Source organism: Streptomyces sp. TSRI0107 (genome assembly GCF_001905845.1).
GTDB lineage: Bacteria > Actinomycetota > Actinomycetes > Streptomycetales > Streptomycetaceae > Streptomyces.
Genome location: NZ_LIVZ01000002.1, coordinates 521136 through 540510, shown reverse-complemented (window position 1 = coordinate 540510; position 19375 = coordinate 521136). Strand labels below are relative to the sequence as shown.

At 70.5% G+C, this 19375-nt stretch carries 13 protein-coding genes and 3 pseudogenes; 12 read left to right on the top strand and 4 right to left on the bottom strand.

Annotation, left to right across the window (positions count from 1 at the left end):
• Positions 1 to 83: 83 nt before the first annotated feature.
• Positions 84 to 458 carry a hypothetical protein gene (locus tag AMK31_RS06345; RefSeq protein ID WP_241842546.1) on the bottom strand — a complete coding sequence of 125 codons (375 nt, stop codon included), beginning with the start codon at positions 456 to 458 and terminating at the stop codon, positions 84 to 86.
• A 464-nt stretch (positions 459 to 922) separates the two neighbouring features.
• Here AMK31_RS06345 and AMK31_RS40910 point away from each other — a divergent pair.
• From AMK31_RS40910 to AMK31_RS06295, 11 genes and pseudogenes are all read left to right on the top strand, one after another.
• Positions 923 to 1271: pseudogene (locus AMK31_RS40910) on the top strand (amino acid permease); the annotation flags it as partial.
• A 124-nt stretch (positions 1272 to 1395) separates the two neighbouring features.
• The gene (locus AMK31_RS40905) at positions 1396 to 1533 is read left to right on the top strand and encodes a hypothetical protein (RefSeq protein WP_198948430.1); all 138 of its coding nucleotides are present in this window, start codon (positions 1396 to 1398) and stop codon (positions 1531 to 1533) included.
• A complete protein-coding gene (gene kdpF, locus AMK31_RS06335; RefSeq protein ID WP_060886496.1) occupies positions 1530 to 1619 on the top strand; it encodes a K(+)-transporting ATPase subunit F in 90 nt (29 codons plus the stop codon). Before AMK31_RS40905 ends, kdpF begins: the two co-directional genes overlap by 4 nt.
• Before the next feature lie 8 nt (positions 1620 to 1627).
• On the top strand, positions 1628 to 3289 hold the full coding sequence (gene kdpA / locus AMK31_RS06330; RefSeq protein WP_073939377.1) for a potassium-transporting ATPase subunit KdpA: 1662 nt from the start codon (positions 1628 to 1630) through the stop codon (positions 3287 to 3289).
• On the top strand, positions 3289 to 5412 hold the full coding sequence (gene kdpB / locus AMK31_RS06325) for a potassium-transporting ATPase subunit KdpB (RefSeq protein ID WP_073939376.1): 2124 nt from the start codon (positions 3289 to 3291) through the stop codon (positions 5410 to 5412). Before kdpA ends, kdpB begins: the two co-directional genes overlap by 1 nt.
• A 5-nt stretch (positions 5413 to 5417) precedes the next feature.
• Entirely contained in the window at positions 5418 to 6086 is a 669-nt protein-coding gene (locus AMK31_RS06320; RefSeq protein WP_073939375.1) for a potassium-transporting ATPase subunit C, read from the top strand.
• Between the two features lie 134 nt (positions 6087 to 6220).
• The gene (locus tag AMK31_RS06315; RefSeq protein WP_073939374.1) at positions 6221 to 6904 is read left to right on the top strand and encodes a response regulator; all 684 of its coding nucleotides are present in this window, start codon (positions 6221 to 6223) and stop codon (positions 6902 to 6904) included.
• Positions 6905 to 6916: 12 nt separating this feature from the next.
• Positions 6917 to 9520, top strand: coding sequence for a sensor histidine kinase (locus AMK31_RS06310; RefSeq protein ID WP_073939373.1), 2604 nt, complete (start codon positions 6917 to 6919; stop codon positions 9518 to 9520).
• A 257-nt stretch (positions 9521 to 9777) separates the two neighbouring features.
• Positions 9778 to 10155, top strand: coding sequence for an SAV_915 family protein (locus AMK31_RS06305; RefSeq protein ID WP_073939372.1), 378 nt, complete (start codon positions 9778 to 9780; stop codon positions 10153 to 10155).
• A 14-nt stretch (positions 10156 to 10169) separates the two neighbouring features.
• Positions 10170 to 11493 (top strand): annotated as a pseudogene (lysA, locus tag AMK31_RS06300) (diaminopimelate decarboxylase).
• Between the two features lie 57 nt (positions 11494 to 11550).
• A pseudogene (locus AMK31_RS06295) lies at positions 11551 to 11799 on the top strand (DUF1345 domain-containing protein); the annotation flags it as partial.
• A 21-nt stretch (positions 11800 to 11820) separates the two neighbouring features.
• Here the strand turns inward: AMK31_RS06295 and AMK31_RS06290 are convergent.
• Positions 11821 to 12882 (bottom strand): zinc-binding dehydrogenase, encoded by a 1062-nt coding sequence (locus tag AMK31_RS06290; protein ID WP_073939371.1) that lies wholly within the window; start codon positions 12880 to 12882, stop codon positions 11821 to 11823.
• 251 nt (positions 12883 to 13133) lie between these two features.
• Here AMK31_RS06290 and AMK31_RS06285 point away from each other — a divergent pair, with 251 nt between their 5' ends.
• The gene (locus tag AMK31_RS06285) at positions 13134 to 16349 is read left to right on the top strand and encodes a bifunctional cytochrome P450/NADPH--P450 reductase (protein ID WP_073939370.1); all 3216 of its coding nucleotides are present in this window, start codon (positions 13134 to 13136) and stop codon (positions 16347 to 16349) included.
• 71 nt (positions 16350 to 16420) lie between these two features.
• Here the strand turns inward: AMK31_RS06285 and AMK31_RS06280 are convergent, their stop codons facing one another.
• Both AMK31_RS06280 and AMK31_RS06275 read right to left on the bottom strand, forming a co-directional pair.
• The gene (locus AMK31_RS06280) at positions 16421 to 17047 is read right to left on the bottom strand and encodes a TetR/AcrR family transcriptional regulator (RefSeq protein WP_073939369.1); all 627 of its coding nucleotides are present in this window, start codon (positions 17045 to 17047) and stop codon (positions 16421 to 16423) included.
• A 17-nt stretch (positions 17048 to 17064) separates the two neighbouring features.
• Positions 17065 to 19350, bottom strand: a complete 2286-nt coding sequence (locus AMK31_RS06275) for an ATP-binding SpoIIE family protein phosphatase (protein WP_079186717.1) — start codon at positions 19348 to 19350, stop codon at positions 17065 to 17067.
• Positions 19351 to 19375: the final 25 nt, after the last annotated feature.

Here is a 19375-nt window from a genome sequence, read left to right as displayed (position 1 = left end):
ATCCCGTCAAGGTTGCCGTGCGGACCGGCCGACCGGACGGAGGAGGCGTCGGGCACTGCCGGACCGGGCGGGCGGAGCGGACGTCAGTCCAGGCCGGAGATCCTGAAGACGGCGCGAGCCGTTTCGCGGTTCACGCGCTCCGAGAGCCGTCGCAAGGCGGTCGCGCCGCAGAGCAGTGAGCCGTCGGCGGCGGCCTTCCGGGCCCCGCGTTCGAGGCAGAGCCACAGGTGCGGATGGCGCACCAGCACCTCGGGGTCGATCTCGGCGCGGCCTCCCAGACGATCCCGCAGCAGGAGCCGCTGGGAGACGCCCTCCACGCAGCGGACCGACACCAGCAGATCCGTCCGGACCCGGTGTCCGCGGACCAGGCCGCGCGTGGTCAGCCAGTCGCTGCCCGCGGACACGCGCTGGGGGTACAGCACGGCGTACAGCAGGGCGGCGAGGGTGAACCACAGCACGGCCCGCCACGGGGTGATCAGACCGGAGCCCCAGTCGAGCAGGAGGAGGAAGGCCAGCAGGACGCCGGAGCAGAGGACCGCGTTGCGCAGTTCCTGTGCGCGCTCCAGGTCGTTCGTCGCCTCACCACAGTCGTGTCGGGGTCCTCCGGCCGAGCGTCGAGCCGTCCCCCGTGTGCATCGTCACGGCGTCCCATGGCCTGGACGCCAGTGAGTCCGGGCTGCCGATCCGTGCGCCTTGACGCGGCTCTGACGGATACCGAACGGCATCCTGCATCCTGCTCCGACGTCGCCTCCCACCGCCCGGGCGCTCGGGCGGCCGGAGTGCGGCGCTCGGCCGCCTCCCGGGTGGCTCGCGTCAACATCCCGTCAAAGATGACCGTATGAGCGCGAAGAAGGCGCAAGGAACGGGCGGACGCGAGGGCAATCGGACAGAACCTGGGTGCACCCGAACACCCCTGCAAGGAGCCCCTGTCCTCGGCGACGAGGTCCGCGCGGTGACCGTCAGCCACTCCGACCCGGAGGACCGTGCCGCCCTGTACGCACTGAAGCTGGCCTGGGCGGAGTGGGACCCGGGGGGTGCCGCTGGTCCGGCTGGACTGCGAGCGCCGATCGCTGGGCCGGCCCATCGCCGCGTACGTCCGTGACGTGGGCGCCGCCGAGCCCGGCGCGCGGGTCACCGTGCTGATCCCGGAGACGGAACCGGAGCGGCTGTGGCAGCGGCTGCTGCAGAACCAGCGGGGCGCGGTCGTCGCGTACGCCGTGCGTCGGGAGACGAACGCGGTGATCTGCCGTCTCCGTTTCCGCCTGCCGTGAGTCGGGCCGCCTGCCTCCGCGGCAGGTCCGCTCAACCCTTTCGGAGGGCTGCCGTCAGGGTTCCGTCAAAGCCGCGGGCCTCACCGTAAGGGAGCCGTCAACGACCGTCCTGATCCGGCCACGGATGCGCTTTTCTTCACTCGTCCGTATCAACCGCACCTCACTCCAGGAGTTCGCGATGGCCGATCTGGCCTTCGTTCTCGTCACGCTCGCGGGTTTCGCGCTCGTGGCTCTCGTCGCCAAGGGGGTGACGAAGCTGTGACCGCCGAGAACGTCGTCGGCCTGGTCGTGGCCGTCTCCCTGCTGGGCTATCTCGTCCTCGCCCTGCTCTTCCCGGAGAGGTTCTGAGACAAGAGATGGGTCCCGTACTCGCCGGCGTGCTCCAGCTGCTCGCGCTGATAGCGGCCCTGGCACTCGCCTACAAGCCGCTCGGCACCTACATGGCCAAGGTGTACTCCTCCGACAAGCACCTGCGTGTCGAGAAGTGGATCTACAAGGGCATCGGTGCCGACCCCGACACCGGGATGCGCTGGCCCGCGTACCTGCGCGGCGTCCTGGCCTTCTCCGTGGCCGGTGTCCTCTTCCTCTACGCGCTCCAGCGGCTCCAGGGCGTCCTGCCCGGCTCACTCGGCTTCTCCGCGATCGATCCGGACCAGGCGTTCAACACGGCCGTCTCGTTCGTGACGAACACGAACTGGCAGTCGTACTACGGCGAGCAGGCGATGGGCCATGTCGTGCAGACCGCCGGTCTGGCCGTGCAGAACTTCGTCTCCGCGGCCGTCGGCATGGCCGTCGCGGTGGCGCTCGTGCGCGGTTTCGCACGCTCCCGCACGGGAGAGCTGGGCAACTTCTGGGCCGACCTGGTGCGCGGTGTCGTGCGCATCCTCGTGCCGCTGGCGTTCGCCGGCGCGATCGTGCTCGTGGCCTGCGGCGTGCTCCAGAACTTCTCCGGGATCCACGAGGTCGGCCAGTTCACGGGCGGACAGCAGCAGTGGAACGGTGGCGCGGTCGCCTCGCAGGAGGCCATCAAGGAGCTGGGCACCAACGGCGGCGGCTACTTCAACGCCAACTCCGCCCACCCCTTCGAGAACCCGACCCCGTTCTCGAACCTCTTCGAGATCTTCCTGATCCTGCTGATCCCGTTCTCGATCACCCGGACCTTCGGTCTGATGGTGGGTTCGGTGAAGCAGGGTTACGCGATCCTCGCCACCATGGCCACCATCTGGCTCGGCTTCGTCTCGCTGATGATGTGGACCGAGTTCTCCCACCACGGCCCGGCTTTCGAGCTGGCGAACGGGGCGATGGAGGGCAAGGAGGTCCGCTTCGGCGTCGGCGGTTCGTCGATCTTCGCGGTGTCGACCACGCTCACCTCGACCGGCGCGGTGGACTCCTTCCACTCCTCCTTCACCGGCCTCGGCGGCGGGATCACCATGCTCGGCATGATGCTGGGCGAGATCGCGCCCGGCGGTGTCGGTTCCGGCCTCTACGGCATGCTGATCATGGCGGTCATCGCGGTGTTCATCGCCGGCCTGATGGTGGGCCGTACGCCGGAGTACCTGGGCAAGAAGATCGGCCCCCGCGAGATCAAGCTCGCGGCCTGCTACATCCTGGTCACCCCGGCGCTCGTGCTCGTCCTCACCGCGTTCGCGATGGCGCTGCCGACCCCGGCGGACTCGATGACCAACAGCGGGGCGCACGGCTTCTCCGAGATCCTGTACGCCTACACGTCCGGCGCCAACAACAACGGATCGGCGTTCGCCGGCCTGAACGCGGACACGCAGTGGTTCAACACCACGATCGGCCTCGCGATGCTGCTCGGCCGCTTCCTGCCGATGGTGTTCGTGCTGGCGCTGGCCGGCTCGCTCGCCGAGCAGAAGCCGGTCCCGGCGACGGCGGGCACCCTGCGCACGGACAAGCCGCTGTACGCCGGTCTGCTGGTCGGCACGATCATCATCATCACCGGGCTGACGTACTTCCCCGCCCTCGCGCTGGGGCCGCTGGCCGAAGGGCTGGCGTGATGACCACCGACGTAGAGAAGCAGGACTCCATGTCCACTCCCACCCTCGCACCCCACCAGGACGCCCCCACGGGGCACAAGCCCGCCGAGGGCCGTGTGGGCGCCGGCCTCTTCGACCCCAAGCAGCTCCTCAGGTCGCTGCCGGACGCCTTCCGCAAGCTCGATCCGCGGGTGATGGTCAAGTCTCCCGTGATGTTCGTGGTGTGGATCGGCTCCGTGCTGACCACGGTCTTCTCCTTCACCGACCCCGGCGACTGGTTCGGCTGGACGATCAGCGCCTGGCTCTGGCTCACCGTGATCTTCGCCAACCTCGCCGAGGCCGTCGCCGAGGGCCGCGGCAAGGCGCAGGCCGACACCCTGCGCAAGGCCAAGACCGACACGGTCGCCCGCCGCCTGGTCGGCGACCGTGAGGAGCACGTGCCCGGCACCGAGCTGAGGGTAGACGACCTGGTCGTCTGCGAGGCCGGGGACGTCATCCCCGGCGACGGAGACGTCATCGAGGGCGTGGCGTCCGTCGACGAATCGGCGATCACCGGTGAGTCCGCGCCCGTGATCCGCGAGTCCGGCGGCGACCGCTCGGCGGTCACCGGCGGCACGAAGGTCCTCTCCGACCGGATCGTCGTCAGGATCACGACGAAGCCGGGCGAGACCTTCATCGACCGGATGATCAACCTGGTCGAGGGAGCGGCCCGGCAGAAGACGCCGAACGAGATCGCCCTCAACATCCTGCTGGCCTCGCTGACCATCGTCTTCCTGCTCGCCTGTGCCACGCTGCCGCCCCTGGCGGACTACGCGGGCAAACACCTGACGATGGTCGTGCTCGTCGCCCTGCTGGTCTGCCTGATCCCGACCACGATCGGTGCCCTGCTCTCCGCGATCGGCATCGCCGGCATGGACCGGCTCGTGCAGCGCAACGTGCTCGCCATGTCCGGCCGCGCGGTCGAGGCCGCCGGTGACGTCTCCACCCTGCTGCTGGACAAGACCGGCACCATCACCCTGGGCAACCGGCAGGCCGCCGAGTTCGTACCGGTACGCGGCACCACGGAGGCACAGGTCGCCGACGCGGCGCAGCTGTCGTCGCTGGCCGACGAGACGCCCGAAGGGCGCTCCATCGTGGTCCTCGCCAAGGAGAAGTACGGGCTGCGCGAGCGCCACCAGGGTGAGCTGGTGGGCGCCGAGTGGATCGCCTTCACCGCCCAGACCCGGATGTCGGGTGTGGACGTCGACGGGCGCAGGATCCGCAAGGGCGCGGCCGGTTCGGTCACGGCCTGGGTCCGGGAGAACGGCGGCACCGTCGCCGACGACGCGGACCTGATCGCCGACCGCATCGCCGAGGCGGGAGGCACGCCCCTGCTCGTCGCGGTCGAGGACGCCCGCGGGGCCCGGGTCCTGGGCGTCATCCACCTCAAGGACGTCGTCAAGGACGGCATGCGCGAGCGGTTCGAGGAACTGCGCCGCATGGGCATCAAGACCGTCATGATCACCGGCGACAACCCACTGACCGCCAAGGCGATCGCCGAGGAGGCCGGCGTCGACGACTTCCTCGCCGAGGCCACCCCCGAGGACAAGATGGCTCTCATCAAGCGTGAGCAGGCCGGCGGCAAGCTCGTCGCCATGACCGGCGACGGCACCAACGACGCGCCCGCGCTCGCCCAGGCGGACGTCGGCGTGGCCATGAACACGGGTACGTCGGCCGCGAAGGAGGCCGGCAACATGGTCGACCTCGACTCCAACCCGACCAAGCTCATCGAGATCGTCGAGATCGGCAAGCAACTCCTCATCACCCGGGGCGCGTTGACGACGTTCTCCATCGCCAACGACGTCGCCAAGTACTTCGCGATCATCCCGGCGCTGTTCGCCGCCGTCCACCCGGGCCTGGACAAGCTCAACATCATGGGCCTGTCCTCACCGGACTCCGCGATCCTGTCCGCCGTCATCTTCAACGCGCTCGTCATCATCGCGCTGGTGCCGCTGTCCCTGAAGGGCGTGCAGTACCGGCCCCTGAGCGCGGACAGGCTGCTCCGGCGCAACCTGACGATCTACGGCCTCGGCGGCCTGGTCGCGCCCTTCATCGGCATCAAGATCATCGACCTGCTCGTCTCCCTCGTCCCCGGAATCGGCTGAAGGCCATGAACAACTCCGTATCGAACACCGCCCGGCTGCTCGGGGCGGGCCTGCGCGCCCTCCTCGTGCTGACCCTGGTGACCGGCGTCCTCTACCCGCTGGCCGTCACCGGCATCGCGCAGGGGCTGTTCCACGACAAGGCGAACGGCTCCGAGATCAGGTCCGGTGGCAAGGTCGTCGGCTCGTCCCTGATCGGGCAGTCCTACAACCTGCCGCTGAAGGCGGGCCAGGAGACCCCGGAGTCCGACCTGAAGTGGTTCCAGGGCCGCCCGCAGAACGGCCTCGGCACCAACAGCGTCAACACCCGGTACAAGCTCATCCTGTCCGGCGCGACCAACCGGTCCGGCGACAACGAGGAGCTCATCCAGTGGGTGAAGGACGCCAAGGCCGCCGTCGTCAAGGACAACTCCACGGACACCTACCAGGTGAAGCCGTCCCAGGTGCCCGCGGACGCGGTCACCTCATCCGGCTCCGGCCTGGACCCGGACATCTCCCCGCAGTACGCGGACATCCAGGTCCACCGGGTCGCCGAGAAGAACGGCCTGCCCACCGACCAGGTCCGAAAGCTCGTCGACGAGCACACCGAGGGCCGGACCCTCGGCTTCATGGGCGAGCCGCGCGTGAACGTCCTCGAACTCAACATCGCGCTCAAGGAACTCGTGGCGAAGAGCTGATGGCGTTACGTGATGTCCTCGGGAGTCGGTGGTTCCGGGAACATCCCGGGCCCGCCGGCTCCCGCAGCCGCGACGCCGAGCCCCCCGCTTCCGGGTGTGCACGGCACGACGTACGACAGGAGAGGCAGACGCCCATGACCCGGGTGCTCGTGGTCGAGGACGACCCGCAGCTGGTGCGGGCCCTCGTCCTGAACTTGCAGGCACGTCACTATGGCGTCGACGCGGCTCCCGATGGGGCCACGGCCCTGCGGCTCGCCGCCGCACGGCAGCCCGACGTGGTGCTGCTCGACCTCGGTCTGCCCGACATGGACGGTGTCGATGTCATCGAAGGCCTGCGGGGCTGGAGCCGCGTGCCGATCCTGGTCCTGTCCGCCCGCCAGGGGTCGGACGAGAAGGTGGCCGCGCTGGACGCCGGTGCCGACGACTACGTCACCAAGCCGTTCAGCATGAGCGAACTGCTGGCCCGGCTCCGGGCCGCCGAGCGCCGCACCGAGACCACCCCCGCCGGTCCCGCGGCGACGCTCGTCGAGACCGACGACTTCACCCTCGACCTGCTGGCCAAGAAGGCGGTGCGCGACGGGAGGGACGTGCGGCTGACGCCCACCGAGTGGCACCTTCTGGAGATCCTCGTGACGAGTCCGGGCCGGCTGATCACACAGAAGCACCTGCTGAACGAGGTCTGGGGCGTCTCGCAGCGCAGCAAGACCAACTACCTGCGGGTCTACATGGCCCAGCTGCGGCGCAAGCTGGAGAAGGACCCCTCCCACCCCCGCTATCTGATCACCGAGCCCGGCATGGGCTACCGGTTCGAAGGCTGACCGAGGAACGACATGGCACGCGGCAAGCTCCGGATCTACCTCGGCGCGGCACCCGGCGTCGGCAAGACGTACGCGATGCTGTCGGAGGCGCACCGCCGCATCGAGCGGGGCACCGACTGCGTGGTCGCCTACGTGGAACACCACCACCGGCCACGCACCGAGGTGATGCTCCACGGCCTCGAACAGGTCCCGCGCAGGGAGCTGGAGTACCGGGGCGGCACCTTCACCGAGATGGATGTGGACGCCGTCCTGCGCCGCGCCCCGACGGTGGCACTGGTCGACGAGCTCGCCCACACCAACGTGCCGGGCTCCCGCAACACCAAACGCTGGCAGGACGTCGAGGAACTCCTCGCCGCCGGCATCGACGTCATATCGACCGTCAACATCCAGCACCTGGAGTCCCTCGGCGACGTCGTCGAGTCCATCACCGGGGTACGCCAGCGCGAGACCGTCCCCGACGAGGTCGTACGGCGTGCCGACCAGATCGAACTGGTCGACATGTCCCCGCAGGCGCTGCGCCGCCGCATGGCACACGGCAACATCTACAAGCCGGACAAGGTCGACGCGGCCCTGTCCAACTACTTCCGGCCGGGCAACCTCACCGCGCTGCGCGAACTGGCGCTGCTGTGGGTGGCCGACCGGGTCGACGCCTACCTGACCGAGTACCGCAGCGAGCACCGGGTCTCCGCCATCTGGGGTTCGCGGGAGCGGATCGTGGTCGGCCTCACCGGCGGTCCGGAAGGGGGCACCCTGATCCGGCGCGCCGCACGCCTGGCCGAGAAGGGAGCCGGAGGTGAAGTCATGGCCGTCTACATCTCCCGCAGCGACGGCCTCACGGCTGCCTCCCCGAAGGAGCTGGCTCTCCAGCGCACGCTGGTTGAGGATCTGGGCGGCACCTTCCACCACGTCATCGGCGACGACATCCCCGCCGCCCTGCTCGACTTCGCCCGCGGCGTGAACGCCACCCAGATCGTCCTCGGCGTCTCACGGCGCAGGAGCTGGCAGTACGTCTTCGGGCCGGGCGTCGGCGCCACGGTGGCCCGCGAGTCCGGACCCGACCTCGACGTCCACCTCATCACGCACGCCGAGGCCGGCAGGGGCCGCGGCCTGCCCGTGGCGCGCGGAGCTCGCCTCGGTCGCACCCGGGTGATCAGCGGCTGGCTGGCCGGCGTGGTCGGCCCCCTCCTGCTCGCCTGGCTCCTGAACAGTGCCGTACCCGACGTCGGCCTCGCCAATGACATGCTGCTGTTCCTGTCCCTGACGGTGGCGGCGGCCCTGCTGGGCGGACTCCTGCCGGCGCTGGCCTCCGCCGTGGTCGGATCGTTGCTGCTGAACTGGTTCTTCACCCCGCCCGTCCACACGCTGACCATCGCCGACCCGCAGAACATCGTCGCCATCGCCGTCTTCGTCGGCGTGGCCGTGGCGGTGGCCTCGGTGGTGGACCTCGCGGCCCGCCGCACCCAGCAGGCCGCCCGGCTGCGGGCCGAGTCGGAGATCCTCTCCTTCCTCGCGGGGAACGTGCTGCGCGGCGAGACCGGGCTGGAGGAACTGCTCGAACGAGTCCGCGAGACCTTCGGCATGGAGTCGGTGGCGTTGCTGGAGCGGACCGGCGAGACGACGCCCTGGACCTGCGCCGGCAGCGTCGGACCCCGGCCCGCCGGAACACCGGACGACGCGGACGTCGACGTCCCCGTCGGTGACCACATGGCCCTGTCCCTGCGCGGCAGGGTGCTGCCCGCCGCCGACCGGCGGGTCCTGGCCGCGTTCGCCGCACAGGCCGCCGTCGTCCTGGACCGTCAACGACTCAAGGGCGAGGCGGACCGGGCGGAGGAACTGGCCGAGGGCAACCGGATCCGGACCGCGCTGCTCGCCGCCGTCAGCCACGACCTGCGTACCCCGCTCGCCGGGATCAAGGCCGCCGTGTCGTCGTTGCGGTCCGACGACGTCGAGTGGTCCGAGGAGGACGAGGCGGAGCTGCTGGAGGCCATCGAGGAGGGTGCCGACCGACTCGACCAGCTGGTCGGCAACCTGCTCGACATGTCCCGACTGCAGACCGGCACCGTCACGCCCGTGCTCCGTGAGACCGACCTCGACGAGGTCGTTCCCATGGCGCTCGGCGGGGTTCCCGAGGGCAGCGTCGAGCTGGACATTCCCGAGACACTGCCCATGGTCCAGGTCGACCGGGGACTCCTGGAGCGGGCCGTCGCCAACGTCGTCGAGAACGCCGTCAAGCACAGCCCGCCGGGGGAGAAGGTCCTGGTCGCCGCCAGTGCCCTCGCCGACCGGGTGGAGGTGCGGGTCGTCGACCGCGGCCCGGGAGTGCCGGACGAGGCCAAGGAACGCATATTCGAACCGTTCCAGCGCTACGGCGACTCACCCCGCGGCGTGGGCGTCGGTCTCGGCCTCGCGGTCGCGCGCGGCTTCACCGAGGCCGTCCGTGGCACGGTGCACGCGGAGGACACGCCCGGCGGCGGGCTCACCATGGTGCTCAGCGTCCCCATGGCCCCCGAGCGGCAGGATCAGCCGGCGCTTCCGGCCACGGCAGCAGTGACGGCCGCACCGGCGGGGCCCGCCCTGCGGCCACCCCTCGCAGGACGCGCGGGGCAAGCGGTGTGACTGCTCGGTGAGCCCGCCCACCCCGTGGCGGCGGGTGACACACCGGGGCCCGAATGCCGGTTCTGCTGCCCTCCCACCAGTCACGTCAGTGACCCGTCAAAGTCGTCGGCACCGGCGTCAGCATCCCGTCAGGGCCGGGCCGGACGGTGTGGCACCGGGCATAACGTCGGTGACGGGCCCCGGACCGCCTCCCCGCGCGCCGGGGTCTCCCAGACTCTGCTCTCCGCGCACCGCGCGTACCTTGCAGGAGACACCTCATGGCAGCACTCCTCTCCGACGACGACCCCGAGCCCTCCTGTCGGTTCCCGGCCGGGCCCCTGTACGTGCCGGTCCGACCGGGTCCCTCCGGGTGTGCGATACGGCTCTTCCGCACCCCGCTCGGCGAGCGCACCGCCGTCGGCTTCACGTCCGGGCACCGGCTGAACGTCACCCTCGGCAGCGGCCATCCGTCGATCCGTCTCTCGGCACCCGCCCTGCGCGCCCTGACCGCCCCGCTGGGAGTCACCACGGTCACCGTCGACCCGCTGTTCACCGCCCTGGCCCCCACGCCGGTCGCGGCCCCCACGCCGGTCGCGGCCCCCACTCCGTCCACGGCCCTCGCCCCGGCGCCCGCCTCCGCGCTGCGGACCGCCTGAAAGGGGAAGCCACGATGACCACTGTCCACGAACCCACCACGACTTCCGGGGAGCTGTCCGTGTGGCCGGCCTCCGCCACTTCCTCCCCGCGCGGTGAGCTCGCGGTGGGCGGCGCCCCCCTCGCCGAGGTCGCCGACTGCTTCGGCACCCCCGTCTACGTCCTCGACGAGGCCGAGGTCCGCGAACGCTGCCGCACGTACCGGCACGCCTTCCCCGACGCCGAAGTCCTTTACGCGGCCAAGGCGTTCCTGTGCCGGGCCATGGCCCACTGGACGGCCGAGGAGGGCCTCGGCCTCGACGTCTGCTCCCGCAGGCGAACTCGAACTCGCCGTCACCACCGGGTTCCCGCCGGATCGGATCGTGCTGCACGGCAACGCCAAGTCCCCGCGCGACCTGGACACCGCCCTGCGCCTGGGCGTCGGCCGCATCGTCATCGACAGCCCCTCGGAGATCGCGCGGCCGGCCGCCGCCATCGGCCCGGACGGTCACCAGAAGGTGATGGTCCGGGTGATCCCCGGCATCAGCGCGGGCGGTCACGAGAAGATCCGCACCGGTACCGACGACCAGAAGTTCGGCCTGTCCATCGCCGACGGGTACGCCCAGCACGCCATCGCCCGCATACTCGGCCAGCCGCAGCTCGAACTCACCGGCCTCCACTGCCACCTCGGCTCCCAGATCACCAGCGTCAAGCCGTACCTCGTCGCAGTGCGTCGCATGGTCGGCCTCATGTCGCGCCTGCGCGACCAGCACGGCCTGGTCCTGCCGGAACTGGACCTCGGCGGCGGCCACGGCATCGCCTGCCGGCCCGGTGAGCGGGCTCTGGACCTCATGGCGCTGGCCCGCAAGGTCCGCACGGAACTGGCCGAAGCCTGTGCGACGGCCGACCTCCCCGTACCCCGCCTGATCATCGAGCCGGGCCGGGCGATCGCGGGCCCCGCCGGCATCGCCCTCTACCGCGTCCTCGCCGTGAAGCACACCGGCGACCGCGTCTTCGTGGCTGTCGACGGCGGTATGAGCGACAACCCCCGCCCGGCCCTGTACGGAGTCCGGTACGCCCCGCGCCTGATCGGCCGCCACAGCACCGCGGCCCCGGCCCGGGTGACCGTGGTGGGCCGGCACTGCGAGGCGGGTGATCTCCTCGCCGCCGACGCGGAGCTCCCCGCCGACCTGCGCCCCGGCGACCTGCTCGCCGTACCCGTCGCCGGCGCCTACCACCTCTCCATGGCCTCCGGCTACAACCTCGTCGGCCGCCCACCGGTGGTCGCGGTAGGCGACGGCCTCGCCCGCCTGCTCGTCGGCCGGGAGAGTAGGTTTTCCTACGGTGCCGCGGTCGGCTGACGGGCGTGCCTTCTCGGCCGCGCCGCCGGAACGGACCCGGGAGCAGGCCCGTCGGGAGCGCTGGACTTCCCGGGTGATGAGACGGCGGCCCGGGCCGACTACGTGTACTTCGTCCTGTCGGTCATGACGACGTTCCGTACGACGGACGTCACGGTGATGTCGAGGGAGACGCGCCGGACGGTAGCGGCCGACGCGACGATCGCGTTCGTCTTCAACACGGTGATCGTGGCCGGTGGGCCTGACCGGGCGCTGTCGGCCTCGGCGGTGTGGGGGCGGTGGCCGGATCGTCCGCGTCGTGCGGCGTGAGCCGGCCACCGCCCCTCGTGTTCAGGGGGTGAGCACGAGGCGGATCGGGTCCCCGATCTTCTTCTCCAGCCGGGCGACGGCGTCCGCGGCTTCCGCCAGCGGGACGTGGGCGCTGACGGAGGGGCCGAGGTCGATCCGTCCGGCGGCGGCCAGTCCGACGAGCTGTTCCACGTGCTCCGGCTCGGAGCCGTAGTGTCCGCGGATCTGCCGGACGTTGAAGCAGAAGTCGATGCTGTCGGCGACGGTGACCGGCTCCGGGGTGAGGCCGGCGAGCACCAGGACGCCGTTCGGGCCGAGGGCGGAGGCGGCCTGGGCGCGGGCCGCTCCGACGCCGGCGAAGTCGAAGGCCACGTCGATGCCCCGGCCCGCCGTGGCCTCGCGTACCGCCTCGGCGAAGTCTCCGGCCATGGGGTCCAGCGCGTGGTCGGCACCGAAAAGGAGGGCGCGCTCGCGGGCGGAGGGCAGCGGGTCGACAGCGATGACGGGGGCGGCGCCGACCAGGCGGGCGAGCCGGATGCCGTGGGCGCCGAGGCCTCCGGCTCCCCAGATGCCGACGGCCTGCGCGGGGCGGACCGCGCCGGTGTCCACGATCGCGGCGTACGGGGTGGAGACGGCGTCGGGGATGATCGCCGCCTGGTCGAACGGCAGGTGGTCCGGAATGGGGAGCAGGGTGTCCTCCCGGGCGAGGGCGTACTGCGCCCAGCCCCCGTCGTAGTCCACTCCTCGGGTCACGGGCCGGCGGCAGAGCATGTGGCGCAGGCAGTCGCCGCAGTCGCCGCACGCCTGCCCGGCCTGGAGTACGACCCGCCGACCGGGGGTCCAGTCGCCCTTCACGTCGGGGCCGACGGTGTGGACGATGCCGGCCACCTCGTGGCCAGGGGTGATGGCACCGGAGTCCTTGACGGCGTCCACGGGGTAGAAGGGGCTCAGGCTGCCGTCGATCAGATGGATGTCGGACAGGCAGACGCCGGCGGCCCGCACTTCGACGAGGACCTCACCCGGGCCGGGAACCGGGATCGGGACCTCTTCGACGGCGAAGGTGCGGGTGTCCAGGCGAAGCCGCCCGGCCAGCATGGTGTTCATGCGGAAACCTCGATGTGCTCGGTGAGAAGCGCGCATACAGCTCATGCGCACGACATGGTCGACTGACCATGTCGCTCAACCGTGTCGAGTGACCTGTTCGCCTGTCAAGCCGCTTCGGTCGGGACGTTCGAAGGGTGCACCAAGTTCCATCCACCGACTGTGTCGCTTAATACAGTCAGCCGACATGTTCACCTGACAAAGTCGCGTGTACGTTAGTTGGTGACTGCTGGAGTGCAACGAAAGGCACGCTCATGACTCAGGTGTCCGTAGGCACGGCGCGGGCGATCCCCGAGCGCCCCCCGCTGCCCCTCGTAGGCCACGCGCTCAACCTTCCCGCAGGCGCGGACTTCCTGGCCTACCTGCTGAAGGAGTTCAGGGAATTCGGGCCCGTGTACCGGCTCCGGGTCTTCGGGAGGGACACCGTCATGATCGGCGGCCTGGACCTCGTGACCGAACTGTCGGACGAGACCCGCTTCCGCAAGCACGTCCACGCCGACCTGGTCGAGGTTCGGGCTCTGGCCGGGGACGGTCTGTTCACCGCCTACAACCATGAACCGAACTGGCGCAAGGCCCACGACATCCTGATGCCCGCGTTCTCACTCGGCGCCATGCGCAGCTACCACGCCCCCATGCTCAAGGTCGCCCGCTCGCTGATCGGCAAGTGGGACCGGCTGGCCGGGGTGCAGTCGGTGGACGTGCCCGACGAGATGACCCGGCTGACCTTCGACACGATCGGCCTGTGCGGCTTCGGCTACGACTTCCAGTCCTTCCGCCGCAACGACCTGCATCCGTTCGTCGACGCGATGGCCCGGGCCCTCGTCTTCGCCCAGGAGAAGGGCGAGTCCATCCCGGGCTCCGAGCTGTTCAAGAGGAAGAGGGTCGACCAGTTCCGCAAGGACGTCGACCTGATGACGAACCTCGTCGACGACGTGATCAGGGAGCGCCGCGCCTCCGGCGACACCAGCACGGACGACCTGATGGGGCTGATGCTGCACACCAAGGACCCCGTCACGGGCGAGCCGCTGGACGACGTCAACATCCGGCACCAGGTGATCACCTTCCTGATCGCCGGCCATGAGACCACCAGCAGTGCGCTCTCCTTCGCCCTCTACTACCTGACCAAGCACCCGGAGGTGCTCGCCCGGGCCCAGGCCGAGGTGGACGCCCTGTGGGGTGACACCGACTCCCCGGACCCCCAGTACGGTGACATCGGCAAGCTCACCTACATCCGCCAGGTGCTCAACGAGAGCCTGCGGCTGTGGCCGACCGCTCCCGCGTACGCCGTCGAGCCGATCGAGGACACCGTCGTCGGCGGGAAGTACCCCGTGCGCAAGGGTGAGTCGCTGATGGTGATCACCTCGGCCCTTCACCGCGACGCGGCCTGGGGGGAGAACGTCGAGCTGTTCGATCCCGAGCGCTTCACTCCCGAGCGGGAGGCGGCCCGCTCGGTCCACGCCTTCAAGCCGTTCGGCAACGGCGAGCGGGCCTGCATCGGCCGCCAGTTCGCGCTGCACGAGGCCACCCTCCTGCTCGGGCTGCTGGTGCACCGTTACCGCCTGATCGACCACACCGACTACCAGCTGAAGATCAAGTCGACGCTGACCATCAAGCCCGACGGGTTCAGCCTCCGGCTCGCCCGCCGCACCAGCGACGAACGGCGCCTGCCCGCCGTGACGGCGGCGGATCCCGTCGCGGGCCGGACCGCGGCCGTGACGCGTCGGGCGAGCGGCACCGCGCTGACCCTGCTGCACGGCTCCAACCTCGGCACCTGCGCCGGCATCGCCCGCGACCTCGGTGCGGACGGCGAGGAGCACGGCTTCACCCCGTCCGTCGCCTCCCTGAACCAGTACACGGAAAGGCTGGCCGGCACCGAGGGCCCCGTCGTCATCGTCGCCGCTTCCTACAACGGTCGCCCCACCGACGACGCCGCCGAGTTCGTCGCCTCCCTGGACAGCCTCGCCCCCGGCTCGCTCGCCGGGCTGCGGTACGCCGTCCTCGGTGTCGGCGACCGCAACTGGGCAGCCACCTACCAGCGGATCCCCACTCTGATCCACGAGCGTCTGAGCGCCGCCGGCGCCACCCCGCTTCTGGAGCGCGGCAGCGCCGACGCCGCCGGCGACTTCGCCGGAGCGGTCGACCAGTGGACGGAAGACCTGTGGACGGTCCTTCTGGACGAGTACGGCGAAGCGATCGCCGGCGAGGCGGCGGACCCCGCACCGGAGGCGGAAGGGGAAGGGCTGTACGAGCTGGAGGACACCCCGGAGTCGGTCCTCGGCGGCCTCGCCGAACGCCACGGCGTCCAGCCGATGGAGGTCCTCGAAGCGTACGAACTCGTCGACACCGACCACGAACTGGGGCGCTCCAAGCGGTTCCTGCGGCTCCGTCTGCCCGAGGGCGTCACCTACCGCACCGCCGACCACCTGGCCGTCCTGCCCCGCAACCCCGAGGCCCTCGTCCAGCGTGTCGCCGACCGCTTCGGCCTCGACCTGGACCGCACCGTCCGGCTGCGCGCCCGCCGCCGCAGCCGGGGCGCCCTGCCCGTCGACCGGCCGCTGACCCTGCGCCGCCTGCTCACCGACTTCGTCGAGCTCCAGGACCCGGCCACCCAGGAGCAGGTCGCCGTGCTCGCCGAGCACACCGCCTGCCCGCCCGAGAAGCAGCCGCTCACCGCCTTCGCCACCGCCGAGCCCGAGACCTTCCGGGAGCAGGTGACCGTCGCGGGGCTCAGCGTCCTGGACCTCCTGGAGCGCTACCGCGCGTGCGAACTTCCCTTCGAACGTTTCCTGGAGCTGCTGCCGGTGCTGCGTCCCCGGCACTACTCGATCTCGTCGTCCGCCGCGGCCCGGCCCGGCGAGGCCGACCTGATGGTGTCGCTGCTCGCCGCGCCCCACCGGTCGGGAGAGGGCACCTTCCGGGGCATCGCCTCGCACTTCCTGCAGACGGTGAGCGCGGGTGACGTGATCCAGGCCCGGGTCCTGCCGTGCAGCGAGTCCTTCCGCCTCCCCGAGGACACCTCCGTACCGGTGATCCTGGTGAGCGCGGGCACCGGCCTCGCGCCCTTCCGCGGCGCGGTCCTCGATCGCCACCACACCGGCTCGACCGGCACCCTGCTCTGCTACTTCGGCTGCGACCATCCCGACGTGGACTTCCTGCACCGGGAGGAGTTCGAGGCGGCCGAGGCGGCCGGCGCCGTCAGCATGCGCCCCACCTTCATGCACGCGCCCGAGAACGGTGCCCGCTTCGTCCAGGAGCGCATCGCCCGCGAGAGCGAGGAGGTGTGGTCGGTCCTGGAGGCCGGCGGACGCGTCTACATCTGCGGCGACGGCCGCCGTATGGCTCCTGCCGTACGGGAAGCGTTCATGGCCATCTACCGCGAACGGACCGGTGCGAGCGATGAGCAGGCCGTGGCATGGCTCGCGGAGCTGGTCGAGTCCGGACGCTACGTCGAGGACGTCTGGGCCGGCTGATCCTCGGAAGTAGGCAGAGACGTTCGTGGGCGCACCCGGAAAGGTGCGCCCACGAACGTGTGCACGTCGTGTCAGGTCGTCGGCACGTCCGGGAGGGCGAGGCTGCCTTCGGCCAGCGCTACGGTCGCGGCCACGAGTGCCCTGAGGCCGGTCTGTTCGGTTGCCTCGTCCGGCAGGGACAGTTGGACTTGCATGGTGAGTCCGTCGAAGCCGGAGAGGAAGAACCGGGCGACTGTTTCGGGGGACTGGGCCAGTTTCTGCCCCGTCCTGTCCGCGGTGTCGGTGATCACCTGTGCGGTCACCTCGACGACCCGCTGGTAGTGGCTCTGCCGGGCCTCGCTCAGACCGGGCACACGCAGGGCGAACATGGTCAGCTCGCTGAGCAGCTGGTGGTGCGACGCCGGCTCGCGCACGGTGCCCCACAAGGCCCCCGCCAAGGCGCTGAAGGTCTCCTCGAAGCCCGCGTCCCGCGGCGCCGCCCGCTGCACCTGCGTGACCAGCTCGTCGGTGATCTGGTCCATGACCGCGCGGTAGAGGTCCTCCTTCGTGCCGAAGGTGTAGTGGACGGTGGCCTGCGCGACACCGAGCTCCGCGGCGATCGCGCGGGTGCTCCCCGCGGCGACGCCCTCCCGGGTCATGAGGTCGATGGCCGCCTTGATCAACTGGGGGCGGCGCTCCGCCGCGGGAACATGAGCCATACGCCCACTATATCGACTTAGTCGACCGACCCAGTCGGCTCGGTCGAGGGTTCCGCCGCCGGCCGGCCGGACGACCCGGTCGAACTCGCCCTGCCCTCGGGCACGAGCGGTGTCTCGTGCGTTCGGTGGTCGGACCCGCTGCCCGCTGGAAGAGCCTGCTCCGCCCAGATGACTTTCCCCTCCCGGTTGTGTCGTGTGCCCCAGCGTTCGGTGAGCTGGGCCACCAGGAGCAGGCCGCGGCCGCCTTCGTCGAAGATCCGGGCGCGGCGCAGATGCGGGGCGGTGCTGCTGGCGTCGGAGACCTCGCAGGTGAGCGTCGACTGGAGGACCAGCCGCAGCTGGATGGGGGTCTTGCCATAGCGGATCGCGTTCGTCACCAGTTCGCTGACGACCAGCTCCGTGGTGAAGGACATCTCCTCCAGCCCCCAGGCCGCCAGTGCGTCGGACGCGAAGCGGCGGGCCCCGGACACGGCTGCTGGATCGGACGGGAGGTTGATTGCCGCAACATGGCCGGGGTCGAGGGCTCGGGTCCGGGCCACCAGCAGAGCGACGTCATCGGCAGGGCGGCTGGGCAGCAGTGCGGCCAGCAGCTGGTCGCAGGTCTCCTCCAGCGACTCCGGCGCCGAGGTGAGGACATCGTGCAGCGTGGTGAGTGCGAGGTCCACGTCACGCGTGCGGTCGGCGATCAGCCCGTCGGTGTGCAGGACCAGCAGGCTGCCCTCCCGCAGTTCGAACTCGGTCGTCTCGAAAGGGAGTCCGCCCAGGCCGAGGGGTGGGCCGACCGGCACCTCGGGCAACCCGACCACGCCGGAGGTCCGGGCGGCCTCGCCGGTGGTCGAGAGGGTCACCACGGTCGGCGCGACATGGCCGGCACTGGCGAGGGAGCACAGGCGGGAGACGGGGTCGTAGATCGCGTACAGGCAGGTGGCGCTGGTCTCCCCCTCGTCTCGCGACTCCTCGCGCTGCATCCGGATGACCACGTCGTCCAGATGTGTGAGGAGTTCGTCGGGCATGAGATCGATGTCGGCGAAGGCGCGGACGGCTGTGCGGAGCCGGCCCATGGTGGCGGCGGCGTGCAGGCCACGACCGACCACGTCGCCGACGACGAGCGCGACGCGGGCCCCGGACAGTGGAATCACGTCGTACCAGTCACCGCCCACACCCGCGCGGGACCCGGCGGGCAGGTAACGAGAGGCCGTTTCGACGGCCGACTGCTGCACCGTGTGTCGCGGCAGCAGGTTCCGTTGGAGGGCGAGCGCGGTGGAACGCTCGTGGGTGTACCGGCGGGCGTTGTCGATGGACACCGCCGCCCTGGAGACGATCTCCTGCGCCAGCAGGAGATCGTCGTCACCGAAGGGGACCGAGGTGCGGTGGCGCACGAACTGCACCAGGCCCAGGGTGTCCCCTCGGGCGTGCAAGGGCACGAGGAGAACCGAGTGGAGGCCCAGCGCGCGCAGCACTCGGCCGTGGGACTCGGACGGTGCCATCCAAGTGGGCATCTCGGTCCCCGCGATGTGACGCAGGACGGATCGTCCGGTGGCCAGCGCGCGAACCGGTTCCGAGTCATCGGGGTAGGAGTGGGCCTCACCGATGCGGAGAACGGACTCCGGACAGCCGTCGAGGACGGAGCGCTGGGCGACTCGGCGCTGGGTCAGAGCCTCTGGTGAACCCGTGCCCGTCTCGTCGAGAGCAGAGTCGAAGAGGTCGACGGTGACGAGGTCGGCGAAGTCCTCGGTGCAGACCTCCGTCAACTCCTCCGCGGTGCGGGTGACGTCGAGCGTGGTCCCGATCCGCTTGCTCGCCCTGTTGGTGAGGGCGAGCCCACGCTGCAGCAGATGGTCGCGCTCCTCCTGGTAGGCGGCGACGACCTCTTCCGAGGAGCGGTCCACGTAGTCGAAGCCGATCGTGACCAGCCTCATCGTGGCCAGGTGGATCATGTGCCAGTCGCCGGTGAGGCGGGGAGCCTCGGCCTGGACCATTTCGAGCAGGCTGAGGTGGCCGAGCCGGTAGCCACGCAGAAGTCTGCTCACCGGGATCCCTCGCCGGGCGTAGAGGCGACCTATCTCCAACGCGGCTGGAGGAGCCTTCGACGTGCTCGCGTCAGGGTGGGTCTCCAGGAGATCCAGAAGGGCGGTGACGTGCTGGGTTGTCTCCTCCAGGGTCAGAGCCGCGATGTCCGCGTCCTCCCACAGCTCGGGGAGTTCGCCGTTCAGGCGCTGGAGCAGCAGGCCGGCCAGCTTCTCCACCTGTGGCCTGAGGTGGCGGGCCAGCTGACCAAGGAACGCATCGACTTCGGTTCCCATAGTGCGAATGTATGGGAAAGCCTTG

Bases quoted from the DNA above. Each gene is read 5' to 3' on its own strand.
- AMK31_RS06310 (WP_073939373.1), top strand. From the start codon at position 6,917: ATGGCACGCGGCAAGCTCCGGATCTACCTCGGCGCGGCACCCGGCGTC.
- kdpB (WP_073939376.1), top strand. From the start codon at position 3,289: ATGACCACCGACGTAGAGAAGCAGGACTCCATGTCCACTCCCACCCTC.
- kdpA (WP_073939377.1), top strand. From the start codon at position 1,628: ATGGGTCCCGTACTCGCCGGCGTGCTCCAGCTGCTCGCGCTGATAGCG.
- AMK31_RS06305 (WP_073939372.1), top strand. From the start codon at position 9,778: ATGGCAGCACTCCTCTCCGACGACGACCCCGAGCCCTCCTGTCGGTTC.
- AMK31_RS06290 (WP_073939371.1), bottom strand. From the start codon at position 12,882: ATGAACACCATGCTGGCCGGGCGGCTTCGCCTGGACACCCGCACCTTC.
- AMK31_RS06320 (WP_073939375.1), top strand. From the start codon at position 5,418: ATGAACAACTCCGTATCGAACACCGCCCGGCTGCTCGGGGCGGGCCTG.
- AMK31_RS06275 (WP_079186717.1), bottom strand. From the start codon at position 19,350: ATGGGAACCGAAGTCGATGCGTTCCTTGGTCAGCTGGCCCGCCACCTC.
- AMK31_RS06285 (WP_073939370.1), top strand. From the start codon at position 13,134: ATGACTCAGGTGTCCGTAGGCACGGCGCGGGCGATCCCCGAGCGCCCC.
- AMK31_RS06280 (WP_073939369.1), bottom strand. From the start codon at position 17,047: ATGGCTCATGTTCCCGCGGCGGAGCGCCGCCCCCAGTTGATCAAGGCG.
- AMK31_RS06315 (WP_073939374.1), top strand. From the start codon at position 6,221: ATGACCCGGGTGCTCGTGGTCGAGGACGACCCGCAGCTGGTGCGGGCC.
- AMK31_RS40905 (WP_198948430.1), top strand. From the start codon at position 1,396: ATGCGCTTTTCTTCACTCGTCCGTATCAACCGCACCTCACTCCAGGAG.